This is a genomic window from Synechococcus sp. EJ6-Ellesmere (assembly GCF_024345875.1).
In the GTDB taxonomy this organism is placed as follows: Bacteria; Cyanobacteriota; Cyanobacteriia; order PCC-6307; family Cyanobiaceae; genus Regnicoccus_A; species Regnicoccus_A antarcticus.
Genome location: NZ_JAGQBY010000100.1, coordinates 1 through 11,581, shown reverse-complemented (window position 1 = coordinate 11,581; position 11,581 = coordinate 1). Strand labels below are relative to the sequence as shown.

14 protein-coding genes, 1 tRNA gene and 2 pseudogenes are annotated in these 11,581 nt (G+C 65.0%); 15 read left to right on the top strand and 2 right to left on the bottom strand.

Features of this window, described 5'->3' with window-relative positions; translation table 11 throughout:
- The 8 genes and pseudogenes from KBY78_RS11535 to KBY78_RS11500 form a co-directional block, all read left to right on the top strand.
- Positions 1-278: pseudogene (locus tag KBY78_RS11535) on the top strand (photosystem II chlorophyll-binding protein CP47); the annotation flags it as partial.
- A gap of 24 nt (positions 279-302) precedes the next feature.
- Positions 303-398 (top strand): photosystem II reaction center protein T, encoded by a 96-nt coding sequence (locus tag KBY78_RS11530; RefSeq protein ID WP_006042122.1) that lies wholly within the window; start codon positions 303-305, stop codon positions 396-398.
- Positions 399-626: 228 nt separating this feature from the next.
- Complete coding sequence (nrdR, locus tag KBY78_RS11525; protein WP_037981197.1) at positions 627-1,124, top strand: transcriptional regulator NrdR; 498 nt, start codon at positions 627-629, stop codon at positions 1,122-1,124.
- 104 nt (positions 1,125-1,228) lie between these two features.
- Entirely contained in the window at positions 1,229-2,314 is a 1,086-nt protein-coding gene (locus KBY78_RS11520; RefSeq protein WP_255143706.1) for a 30S ribosomal protein S1, read from the top strand.
- Positions 2,315-2,346: 32 nt separating this feature from the next.
- Positions 2,347-3,216, top strand: a complete 870-nt coding sequence (locus KBY78_RS11515; RefSeq protein ID WP_255143705.1) for an HAD family hydrolase — start codon at positions 2,347-2,349, stop codon at positions 3,214-3,216.
- Positions 3,191-4,453, top strand: coding sequence for a methionine adenosyltransferase (gene metK / locus KBY78_RS11510; RefSeq protein ID WP_255143704.1), 1,263 nt, complete (start codon positions 3,191-3,193; stop codon positions 4,451-4,453). Before KBY78_RS11515 ends, metK begins: the two co-directional genes overlap by 26 nt.
- Positions 4,454-4,458: 5 nt before the next feature.
- On the top strand, positions 4,459-5,793 hold the full coding sequence (locus KBY78_RS11505) for an FGGY-family carbohydrate kinase (RefSeq protein ID WP_255143703.1): 1,335 nt from the start codon (positions 4,459-4,461) through the stop codon (positions 5,791-5,793).
- Positions 5,794-5,953: 160 nt separating this feature from the next.
- Entirely contained in the window at positions 5,954-6,223 is a 270-nt protein-coding gene (locus KBY78_RS11500) for a DUF2470 domain-containing protein (RefSeq protein WP_006173421.1), read from the top strand.
- 253 nt (positions 6,224-6,476) lie between these two features.
- Here KBY78_RS11500 and KBY78_RS11495 read toward each other — a convergent pair whose 3' ends face one another.
- The gene (locus KBY78_RS11495; RefSeq protein WP_255143702.1) at positions 6,477-6,629 is read right to left on the bottom strand and encodes a hypothetical protein; all 153 of its coding nucleotides are present in this window, start codon (positions 6,627-6,629) and stop codon (positions 6,477-6,479) included.
- 337 nt (positions 6,630-6,966) lie between these two features.
- Between KBY78_RS11495 and KBY78_RS11490 the strand changes: the two genes are divergently transcribed.
- From KBY78_RS11490 to KBY78_RS11475, 4 genes are all read left to right on the top strand, one after another.
- Positions 6,967-7,039, top strand: a tRNA-Phe gene (locus tag KBY78_RS11490).
- A gap of 80 nt (positions 7,040-7,119) precedes the next feature.
- A complete protein-coding gene (locus tag KBY78_RS11485; protein ID WP_255143701.1) occupies positions 7,120-7,356 on the top strand; it encodes a hypothetical protein in 237 nt (78 codons plus the stop codon).
- Between the two features lie 37 nt (positions 7,357-7,393).
- Positions 7,394-7,999 (top strand): chromophore lyase CpcT/CpeT, encoded by a 606-nt coding sequence (locus KBY78_RS11480; protein WP_255143700.1) that lies wholly within the window; start codon positions 7,394-7,396, stop codon positions 7,997-7,999.
- Between the two features lie 177 nt (positions 8,000-8,176).
- Positions 8,177-8,944, top strand: coding sequence for a phycobilisome rod-core linker polypeptide (locus KBY78_RS11475; protein ID WP_255143699.1), 768 nt, complete (start codon positions 8,177-8,179; stop codon positions 8,942-8,944).
- A gap of 46 nt (positions 8,945-8,990) precedes the next feature.
- Here KBY78_RS11475 and KBY78_RS11470 read toward each other — a convergent pair whose 3' ends face one another.
- Positions 8,991-9,404 carry a hypothetical protein gene (locus KBY78_RS11470; RefSeq protein WP_255143698.1) on the bottom strand — a complete coding sequence of 138 codons (414 nt, stop codon included), beginning with the start codon at positions 9,402-9,404 and terminating at the stop codon, positions 8,991-8,993.
- 223 nt (positions 9,405-9,627) lie between these two features.
- Here KBY78_RS11470 and KBY78_RS11465 point away from each other — a divergent pair, with 223 nt between their 5' ends.
- From KBY78_RS11465 to KBY78_RS11455, 3 genes and pseudogenes are all read left to right on the top strand, one after another.
- Complete coding sequence (locus KBY78_RS11465; protein WP_006173414.1) at positions 9,628-10,473, top strand: phycobilisome rod-core linker polypeptide; 846 nt, start codon at positions 9,628-9,630, stop codon at positions 10,471-10,473.
- A 34-nt stretch (positions 10,474-10,507) separates the two neighbouring features.
- Positions 10,508-10,729 (top strand): phycobilisome linker polypeptide, encoded by a 222-nt coding sequence (locus KBY78_RS11460; RefSeq protein WP_006173412.1) that lies wholly within the window; start codon positions 10,508-10,510, stop codon positions 10,727-10,729.
- 532 nt (positions 10,730-11,261) lie between these two features.
- A pseudogene (locus tag KBY78_RS11455) lies at positions 11,262-11,581 on the top strand (phycocyanin subunit beta); the annotation flags it as partial.

The following is an 11,581-nucleotide window of genomic DNA, read 5'->3' as shown; positions in this document are numbered from 1 at the left end:
AAGCGTTCGAATTCGACCGCGAGACCTACCACTCAGATGGCACCTTCCGCAGCTCACCCCGCGGCTGGTTCACCTTCGGTCACGCCACTTTCGCCCTGCTCTTCTTCTTCGGGCACATCTGGCACGGCGCCCGCACCCTGTACCGGGATGTGTTCGCCGGCATCGACCCCGACCTAGGTGAGCAGGTGGAATTCGGCCTCTTCCAAAAACTGGGAGACCGCAGCACCCGCCGTCTTCCCGAGGGTTACATCCCACCGGCTGGCACCAAGCTCAGCTGATCGCCCCCATTCAGGAGATTCTCGATGGAGAGCTTCGCTTACATCCTCATCCTCACCCTGGCGATCGCCACCCTCTTCTTCGCGATCGCCTTCCGCGATCCCCCGAAGATCGGCAAGTGAGATTCAAGACCTTCTGAGGCCTTGGACACATGACGCCCCCGCCCCTGCGGGGGCTTTTTCATGCGGGTAGCGATCACAACCCATCAGCATCACGCCCGGCCCACCGAAAAAGTTGCTGCAGGGGATACCGCAGCGGTGGCGCCGGCACAGTCTTGAGCACTCCTCACTTCTCAATCGAACCTCTACTGACTACACTTCCACTAACCAAACCGCGTGGGTCGCCAAGGGATGCAATGTCCCTCCTGCCAACACACCGATAGCCGGGTGCTGGAATCCCGATCCGCGGATGCTGGCCGCAGTGTGCGCCGGCGGCGTGAGTGCCTCCACTGCGACTATCGCTTCACCACCTATGAACGGGTGGAAACCGTGCCGATCACAGTGGTCAAGCGCACCGGCACCCGAGAGATCTTCAGCCGCAGCAAACTGCTGCATGGTCTGGTGAGGGCCTGCGAAAAAACCGGTCTGGAGCCAGCACGGCTGGAATCCGTGGTCGACGACATCGAGTTGCAACTGCAGCAGCAGCGCCATGGCCGCGAGGTGAGCAGCGCTGAGATCGGGGAACTGGTTTTGCAGCAGCTCAGCGAGATCAGCGAGGTGGCCTACGTGCGCTTCGCGTCGGTCTACAGGCAGTTTCAGGGCATCAGCGACTTCGTCGCCACCCTCGAGGGTCTCAGCCGGCGCCCCTCCCGTCAGCACCCCGATGGTGCCCTGGCCGCCGCGCGCTGAGCTCCAGCGGAGGGTGGATTTGTATGATCGTGGATCGCATGCGTCTGTCGGCGGGCAGGCACGCGTATCCCTTCCTTCTGCCCTGAGCAGACCGCCAGCCTTCCATGACCGTGACCCCTTCCGAGATCAGCAGCACCGAGGCCGAACTGGATCCGACGGGCGTAGGCCCGATCGATCTGGATCCGACGAGCGAGACCTCGGCTGACCTGAACCTCGACATTCCGGAAGAGGTCCCCACAGCCGACGATCCCAGCAGCCGTGCCGTCAGCCGCGACACCGACGGTGCCGGCTTCACGCTGGAAGAGTTCGCCTCCCTGCTCAGCAAGTACGACTACAACTTCAAGCCCGGCGACGTGGTGAACGGCACCGTGTTCGCCATGGAGCCCAAGGGCGCCATGATCGACATCGGCGCCAAGACCGCCGCCTTCATGCCCCTCCAGGAGGTCTCGATCAACCGGGTCGAGGCCCTCAGCGACGTGCTGCAGCCGGGCGAGGTCCGTGAGTTCTTCATCATGAGTGAGGAGAACGAGGACGGCCAGCTTTCGCTCTCAATCCGACGCATCGAGTACCAGCGGGCCTGGGAACGGGTGCGCCAGCTCCAGAAGGAAGACGCCACCATCTACAGCGAAGTGTTCGCCACCAACCGCGGCGGCGCCCTGGTGCGGGTTGAAGGCCTGCGCGGCTTCATCCCCGGCAGCCACATCAGCACGCGCAAGCCCAAGGAAGATCTCGTCGCCGATTTCCTCCCGCTCAAGTTCCTGGAGGTGGACGAGGAGCGCAACCGCCTGGTGCTCAGCCATCGCCGCGCCCTGGTGGAGCGCAAGATGAACCGCCTGGAGGTGGGCGAAGTGGTGATCGGCACCGTGCGGGGCATCAAGCCCTACGGCGCCTTCATCGACATCGGCGGGGTCAGCGGACTGCTGCACATCTCCGAGATCAGCCACGAGCACATCGAGACCCCGCACACGGTGCTCAACGTCAACGATCAGATGAAGGTGATGATCATCGACCTTGACGCCGAGCGGGGCCGCATCTCCCTCTCCACCAAGGCTCTCGAGCCGGAACCCGGCGACATGCTCACCGATCCCCAGAAGGTGTTCGACAAGGCCGAGGAAATGGCCGCCCGCTACAAGCAGATGCTGCTGGAGCAGGCCGAGGAGAACGAGCCGATGGGCGTCACCCTCGACTGAGCGCCATAGCCTGGGGCCCCTGCACCGATCCGATGGTTGAACTGCTCCTGCGTGGTCAACCCCTCGGATCGGTTGAAGCCATCCTCTTCGACAAGGACGGCACTCTCAGCCTGAGTGAACCAGGCCTGCTGGCCCTGAGCCGCGCCCGTCTCCAGGCTTGCCTGGAGCATGTGCCGGAAGCCAACCGCCCCCAGTTCCAGAGCCTGCTCGAGCGGGCCTATGGCCTGCTGGGCGATCAACTCCACCCGGCAGGCACCACCGCTGTGGCCAGCCGCAGTCACAATCTGATCTCCACCGCCACTGCCTTCTGTCAGGTGGGTCTGGGTTGGCCAGATGCCCTGGCCCACAGCGAAGCCGTGTTCGCCGACATCGATCGCGAGCACATCCAGGGCCACGGAGCCCTTCCGGGCGAGGCGTACCTGGCTCCACTCACCGAGGGTGTGAAGCCCCTGCTGCTGGAGCTGCACCGCTCGGGAGTGCTGCTGGCGGTGATCAGCAACGACGACAGCGAGGGAATCCACCGGTTCCTTGGCGGCCACGGGCTCTCTGAGCTGTTTCAGGAGATCTGGAGCGCCGAGATGCGGCCGGCCAAACCAGACCCTGCGGCCGTTCACGGACTCTGCTCCAGGCTTGGTGTCAGCACCTCCAACTGTGCCCTGATCGGGGATGCCAGCAGTGATCTGCGCATGGCCGAGCGGGCAGGGGTGGCCCTGGCCCTGGGCTACAGCGCCGGCTGGACCAGCAGGCCGCCTCTGCCGGAGCATCTGCCCCGCCTTGATCACTGGCGCGAGCTGCAGTTGGCCCGTTCCTCCGGGATGAACCCATCACCAGAGCCAGGCGATAAGCTCAGCCATCCTGAGGTCGGTGCAAGCCGGGATGAGCCACTACGTCTTCACATCTGAATCGGTCACCGAGGGCCATCCGGACAAGATCTGTGATCAGATCAGCGATGCCGTTCTCGATGCACTTCTGAGCGCCGATCCCGCCAGCCGTGTGGCCTGCGAAACCGTCGTCAACACCGGCCTCTGCCTGGTCACCGGCGAGGTAAGCACCACGGCCCGCGTCGACATCACCAGCCTGGTGCGGTCCGTGATCGAAACGATCGGCTACAGCGGCGCCAAAGCCGGTGGCTTCGATGCCAACAGCTGCGCGGTGCTCACCGCCCTCGACCAGCAGTCGCCCGACATCGCCCAGGGGGTCAATGAGGCGGATGACCACGACGGCGACCCCCTCGACCTGGTGGGAGCCGGCGATCAAGGCATCATGTTCGGCTTCGCCTGCGACGAAACCCCGGAGCTGATGCCCCTGCCGATCAGCCTGGCCCACCGCCTGGCCCGCCGGCTGGCCCAGGTGCGGCACGACAACACCCTTCCCTACCTGCTCCCGGATGGGAAAACCCAGGTCAGTGTGGTCTATGAGAACGATCGGCCGGTGGCGATCGACACCCTGCTGATCTCCACCCAGCACCTGGCCGAGATCGATGGAATCAGTGATGAGGAAGGCCTGCGCCAGCGCATCGCCGATGACCTCTGGACCCATGTGGTGATCCCGGCTACGGCCGGTCTGCCCCTGCAACCCGAGCGCGCGGCGGTGCGTTTTCTGGTCAATCCCACCGGCAAGTTCGTGGTGGGCGGCCCCCAGGGTGATGCGGGCCTGACGGGCCGCAAGATCATCGTCGACACCTATGGCGGAACGGCGCGCCATGGCGGCGGGGCCTTCTCCGGCAAGGATCCCACCAAGGTCGACCGTTCAGCGGCCTACGCCGCCCGCCACGTGGCCAAGAGCCTGGTGGCGGCTGGCCTGGCCCGGCGGGTGGAGGTGCAGCTCAGCTATGCGATCGGGGTGGCCAAGCCCGTGAGCATCCTTGTGCAGAGCTCCGGCACCGGCAAGATCAGCGACGACGACCTCACAGCCCTGGTGCAGGAGCACTTCGACCTGCGACCCGGCGCGATCATCGAGACCTTCGGCCTGCGCGATCTCCCCCGCCAGCGGGGCGGTCGTTTCTACCAGGACGTGGCCGCCTACGGCCATTTCGGCCGGCCCGACCTGAACCTCCCCTGGGAGGACGTGAGCGAGGCGGCCGCCAGGCTGCAGCAGGCCACGGCCGATCGGGTCCCCGTGGGCCAGCCAGCCGCCTGAACACCGTGCCCAGTCGCCGTGGCGGCGCCGAGATCTGCCCCCTGGCAATGGGAGTGGATCTGGGCAGCAGCGGCATCCGCCTTGCGGTGATCGATGCACAAGGGCAGGTGCTGGCCGAGCGGGCCACGGCCTACCTCGGCAGCTTCGACGATCCAGCCGGCTGGCAGCAGGGACTGATCGCACTGGTGCAGGGTCTTCCCGCTCAGCTCAGGCATCAGTTGGGCGCCATCAGCCTCGATGGCACCTCCGGCACCCTGCTGGCCTGCCGCTCAGACGGCACACCCCTGGGGCCCGCACTGGCCTACAGCCTGGCCTGCCCCGAGCAGGCAGAGGCCCTCTCGGCACTGGTGCCTGCCGGTTGCGCCGCCGCCAGTGTCAGCGGCAGCCTGGCCAGGGCCCTGCGCTTGCTGGGCCCGCTCGCGCGGGAGAGGGTAGGGGCCTGGTCAGCCACTGATCTGCTCCTGCGCCATCAGGCCGACTGGCTGATGGGCTGGTTGCTGGGTGACTGGCGCTGGGGAGAGGAAGGCAACAACCTGCGCCTGGGCTGGGATCTCAGACAACAACACTGGAGCGGAGAGCTGAAGCGGCAAGCGTGGGCGGCAGCGTTGCCCGAGGTGGTCTCCAGCGGCAGAGCACTGGGGCCGCTGGCTCCAGGCTCTGCCGCTGCGCTGGGGCTGCCAGGCTCCTGCCTGGTGGTGGCCGGCAGCACCGATGCCAACGCCGCCGTACTGGCGGCCGATCCAGCCCCCGGAGACGGAGTCACGGTGCTGGGCACCACCCTGGTGCTCAAGCAGTTCGTGACGGAGCCGATGGCAGCCCCAGGGCTGAGCTGCCATCGGCTGGGAGGGCGCTGGCTGGTGGGCGGAGCCTCCAACGCCGGTGGGGGAGTGCTGCGTCAGTTCTTCAACGATGCCGAACTGGAGCGACTCAGCCGTCAGATCGATCCCTCCAGACCCAGTGGGCTGCACTACCGGCCGCTGCCATCGAGGGGGGAGCGCTTCCCCGTCGACGACCCGGATCTGCTGCCGATCCTGGAGCCACGGCCGGTGAGCGATGTGCTCTTCCTGCAGGGGCTGCTGGAAGGGCTGGCCCGGATCGAAGCCCAGGGATGGGCACGCCTGCGCCAGCTGGGTGCACCGCCGCTGCGGCGGGTGATCAGCCTGGGGGGTGGGGCCCGCAATCCCCAGTGGCGGCAGCTACGACAACTGGCGATCGGCCTGCCGGTGCTCAGCCGTCCAGGCCTGGCACCGGCCCTGGGCATGGCAAGGCTTGCCCTCAGCGCCCTGACGACGGCTGCACCGAAGATGGAGGAGCCTGCACCACCACCTGAGATCCCATGAACGAACGACTGCGAACCGTGATCTCGATGGCCCTGTTCGTGATCCTGGCTGGCTACGTCGGTTTCAGTGCCATCAGGCTGGGGCTCCTGCTCTGGCAGCGATTCGCGCTGGTCTGAGCCGCTTCTCCGCCACAATCAGCCTCAACCCTTGCCCCACCGCCATGGCCAGCGATCCCCTCAGCGAAGCCGTCAGCGACCGGATCTGCCGTCACATGAACAAGGATCATGGCGAAGCCGTGCTGGCCTACGCCCGCCACTACGGCGGGGCGCAGCAGGCCAGCGCCGCCCGCATGCTGCGGGTCAGCCCCGAGGCGATGGAGCTGGAGGTGGATGGCGCCAACCTCTCGGTGCCCTTCGATCACGTGCTCAGCGACAGTGAGGACGCCCACCGCACCCTGGTGGCCATGCTCAAGGCCCTGCCCGAGTCCTGACCTGGGAACACTGAGCGGCAACGTTGCACGCATCCCGGGAGATCGCCGCCATGGTCCAGGCCCTGTTGAGGGGATGCCTCGAGCTGATCACCCAGGCCACCTGTCCACTCTGCGGCCGCCCGGCCGAGCCTGAAAGCTGGAGGGGGCGTGATCAGCCGCAGGCCTGCCAGGCCTGCCGCCAATCGCTGGAGCTCGAGACCCAGCCTGGGCTGTGCGGCCTTGAGCCGATGCCCTGGTGGGCTCTGGGCCTCTATCAGGGGGCGTTGCGCAGCCTGCTGCTGCGCCAGCGGCGCGAGCCCAGCAGCCAGGCAATTCCCTGTCTGGCGAGGTCGCTGGCCACAACACTGCCTTCACCTCTGCGGGAGTTGAGCGTCGTGGCGATCCCCAGCTGGAAACGACGGGCCAACCTGCTGCCACTGCTGATCTCTCAGGCGCTGGGCCTGCCCCGCCTGGCCCTTCTGGAGCGCAGCAGGGCCACGCTGGGGCAGCACCACCTCAACCGCCGCCTGCGGGCACTCAACCAGGAGAGGGCCTTCCGGGTCGTCCCAGGCGGAGTTTCCCGCAGCCGACGCTCCCGTCAGGGTCTGTTGCTGGTGGATGACAATCTCACCACAGGAGCCACGGCCATGGCCGCGGCCGCAGCCCTCGAGGACGCCGGTTACCCGGTGTTGGGCCTGCTCTGCCTGGCTCGGACGCCTGCTCCAGGCCGTGATCTAAGATCCTGCGGTGCTGCCGAGCGGCCGGCCGGGATAGCTCAGTTGGTAGAGCAGGCGACTGAAAATCGCCGTGTCCCCAGTTCAAATCTGGGTCCTGGCATTCTTTCCTGAAGGCCCTTGTCCAAGGGTCGAACCCATCGCCCCGGTGGGTCTCCCTCGAAGCTGACGTGCCCTGACGCGATGCGAACCCCTCCCGAGCGACCGTCCAACCAGCAGTTCAGCAATGCCGACAGCTACGGAATGGCCTTCGATGAAGCCTGGGACAGGATCGGCGACCTCGATCCAGCTGATCCAGGGGCCCGCGACGACGCCCTTGAGAGGGTGATCAGCTCCTTGAGCGATCACCCGTTCGCCCTGAGCCAACCGGAGCTGGTGCGCCATGTGGCGGAATTCCGCCTGCGCCTGCTCAAGCGCTGAGGCCGCTGCGGCAGGCCGGCCCCATAGGATTCGCCCCATGACCAGCTCCCTGACGCGCCTGGTTCGGATGCTGAGCGCCGGGTTCAGCAACCAGCACCAGGCTTTCGAGAACCCCCCCATCTACGCCCACATCCTGGTGCGTTTCCGCCCGCTGCCGCAGCTTGAGCCTGGCTCCCTGCTGCTGGAGCAGTCGTACGCCTTTGCGCCCGGCCAGCCTTACCGCATCCGGGTGCTGCGTGCCGAGAACGCCCCGGACGGCAGCCTGCGGATCCACAACCACGCCCTCCACGACGAGCGGCGGTTCTGGGGAGCAGTTGAGGATCCTGAGCGCATGGCCCAGATCCAGACCGAGGATCTGCGCCTGCTGGAGAGCTGCACGTATGTGGTGCACGGCCAGGGCGAGGGCTTCGTCGGAGAGGTGGAGCCCGGCTGCCGCTGCCTGGTGGAACGCAAGGGAGCCACGGCTTACCTGGTGAGCAGTTTTGAAATCGACGGCGAGTCGATGCGCACGATCGACCGGGGCCACGATCCCGCCACCCATGACCAGCTCTGGGGATCCCTGGCGGGACCGTTCGAGTTCCAGCGTACCGACGACTTCAGCCCTGAGATTCCACTCGCCTGGCTGGAGAGCTGGACGACCTGATGAGCAGGGCCTGATCAGGACTGGGTCAGGGGCGAAGCCAGGACAATGCGCAACAAAAGATGATGAAGCTAGCCAAATAAATTGGGCTGCACAGTAAAGCTCTGTGAGGTCTTTTGTCACTAGGGGTTTGTGCTCATCAGGGGTGCCTAAGTTCATCGCCTATTCATCTGGCATTCCATGGCCCTGCCTCTGCTCGAGCTCAATCCCACCGCCCTCAGTGCCCGCGTTAGCAACCTGTCGGTTGGCAGCGAAGAAGAGCCACGGCGCACACCGGAAGGGGTGCAGCGCAGTCCTCAGGCCATGGATGAACTGATCGAAAGGGCCTACCGCCAGATCTTCTTCCATGCCTTCAAAGCCGACAGGGAGCCTGGCCTTGAATCCAGACTGCGCCGCGGTCAGATCAGCACCAAGCAGTTCATCCGTGGTCTGCTTCTTTCAGAGAAGTTCCGCAGGGATTTCTACCGTTGCAACAGCAACTATGCCGTCGTGGAGCAGGTGGTTGGCCGTGTTCTCGGCAGGCCCGTGCATGGAGAGCGCGAACAGATCGCCTACTCAATTCTGATTGCCACCGAAGGAATGCAGGGCTTCGTCGATGCCCTGCTCAACTCACCCGAATATGTCGATACCTTCGGCGAGGATGAAGTGCCCTACCAGCGCTCGCGTGTACTCCCCGGCCGCAGCCTTGGCGAGAAACCCTTCAACCAGCAGGCTCCACGCTATTCCTCCTACTGGCGCGACATCAGTGCCTCCCGCGCCCCTGCCGGCCCGTTCAGCGCTGGCGCACAACTCGAGCGGGGGCTGCGTTCCCCCGCCTGGGTCGATGGTCAGCCTCCAAAGCTCGCTCAGACCCTCTGGCTGGGACTCGCCGCCATCGGCGGCGTCGAACTGTTGCGCATCCTGATCACCACCGCGGCCGCGATGCTCAGCACGGGCTCTCCTGGCTGAGGCGCTGTCCAGGGGGGGGGGGGGCAGCCTGAGCTGATGGTCTGATTCAGGCGCTCAGCTCATCCATGAAGGGCTGTTCCCCCTCGTCTGGGAACAGTGTTTCCGCCCCGTATTCCTGCTCTGGAGCAGGGTCGGCGTCGCCAAGCACGCGCAAGGGCCTCACGAGGCCTGCAGCATGGGCCATCCCCTCGGGAACCTGCCTGTGAACAGGCTGATCCAGCAGGCCTTCGAGGCGACTCAGGCGATCATCGGTCTGCTCCAGCAGGTCGAGAACAGCGGCTGAATCGACGCCATCCCGGCCTGCGCGATCCAGCAACCCGACCTGTTGACCCTCCAGGTGGAGCAGACGCTCCTCCATCTCCAGCAAGCGCAGAGTGAGCGTTTCAGTGAGCTCACCAAGGGCCTTGAGCTGGACGCCGAAGCGCAGGGGCCAGGCCTCGGAATCAGATGTCGATGTCATGGGTCATTCAGTGACCACGATGGTCGGATGGTATCGGCCTCAGGAGCGGGCGCCAGGGGGGCGACTTTGTAACGATTCTGAAAAGCACCGGTGAGAGCGTAAACGCCCCCATAGGATCCGGCTGCAGACAGCATCGTCGGGGACGTTGTGGCCTGTGTTTAGCACCGCTTCGACGGCTTCCCCGACCCCCTTCGTCTCCCTTCTCTTCCCGGCCTGCACGCCCATGACACTCGTCAACGCTGCCTACCTGGGCATCGATCGCTTCGCGAACGTCCGCGACAAGGACAACTGGTCAAACGCTACCGAAGCCGACATCGCCGGACTGATTCGTTCGGTCTACCAGCAGGTTCTCGGTTACCAGTACGTGATGAAGAGCGAGCGGCTCGAGGGTCCTGAGTCACTGTTCCGCAGGGGATACCTGAGCGTGCGGGAGTTCGTGCGACAGGTGGCCAAGAGCAACCTCTACAGACAGCGCTTCTTCGAGAACAGCAATCCCTACCGGTTCATCGAACTGAATCACAAGCATCTGTTGGGCCGGGCGCCTCAGAACAAGGCTGAGATGCTTCACCATTTCACGATCCTGCAGAACGAGGGCTTCGACGCTGAAATCGACTCCTACATCGACAGCGCCGAATACCAGGATCGCTTCGGTGAAGAGCAGGTTCCCTATCTGCACGGCTGGAACTATTCCGTCGGCCAGCAGGGTCTCCAGTTCTCCTACATGCTGCAACTCACCCGCGGCGCGGCGGCGTCGATCAAGGGTGACACCTCCAAGAATCAGTCGCGTCTGAATCCCTCCGTTCACAAAGGTGCGCCCATCCCAGTGGTGAGCCCGAATGCCAAGGGATCAGCGTTCCGCTCCGTCGAATCCGATGGTGTCACGCGCATGGGTGTGGGCGCCGGCGAACAGGGCCGCACCTACCGGGTCGAAATCTCCGGCTTCAACAACTACCGCCTGCACAAGCGCAGCAACCGGGTGCGTTTCATCCCCTTCAACAAACTGCTCGACTACCAGCAGCAGATCCAGCGCGAAGGCGGCCGCATCGCCAGCGTCAGCCCGGTCAACTGAACTTCTTCCCCATCCCCGTCGTTCCCCATCCACCATGAAGGTCTCTGCAGGCACCCGCGGCAGCAGCTTCAGCAGCAATCGCCAGGTCACGATCCAGGTCACTGGCCTGGCCAACAACGACTACGTGCGCAGCTCCGATTGCACCATGCAGGTCCCCTACACCCGCATGAACGAAACCATGCGGCTCGTTCATCGCCTGGGGGGAACCATCACCGGCGTGAGTGTCAGCGGCTCGGGCGACAGCTCCGAGTCCTGACGGTGATTCGGCTTTGAGCCTGATCGTGCCCCTCAAGGCCTTCAGGATCATCCACAGCCATCGGCACCACTGAAGTAGCCCCCCTGAAGGGGGGCTTTTTTATGTTTCCGGTTCATGGGCTGGTGGGCTGCCTGTGGCCGTCCTGTCAGCCTGGGCAAGCCCCTGGAACAGGGACTGGCAGAACAACGCATCGGCCCGGTGGATCTTACTGTTCGTCCGGTTACAGAACGGCCCAAGCCTGGCCATGGGGCTGTCCCTGAACTCCCGCCAAGGACTCAAAGAGCTTGCACCGCAACACTGTTGCCGCTGGGATGACCGTTTGTGAATGATCGAGCGTGCCGACGGGCTTAGGGCCAACAATACTCAGGTCAAGTCGAGCCACTTCTGGCCAACGGTCGGTCCAGCCGGCCAGCCGGTTGATCCGGTCCACGCCAGATGTTCTCGCACTAGGCATGAGAGTTCGCCTTCGGCGCTCTCGCTGTTGATCACCCAACTCCCGACCCCCACCCGTCGAGAACAGGAGCTTTTTTACATGTTCGACGCCTTCACCAAGGTCGTTGCTCAGGCTGATGCCCGCGGCGAATTCCTCAGCTCTGCCCAGATCGATGCCCTGGCGTCGGTCGTCGCAGACAGCAACAAGCGGATGGATGCCGTCAACCGCATCACCTCCAACGCCTCCAGCCTGGTCACCAACGCTGCTCGCGATCTGTTCGATCAGCAGCCGGCCCTGATCGCCCCCGGTGGCAACGCCTACACCCACCGCCGCATGGCTGCCTGCCTGCGCGACATGGAGATCATCCTCCGCTACGTCACCTACGCCGTCTTCACCGGCGATGCTTCCGTCCTGGAAGA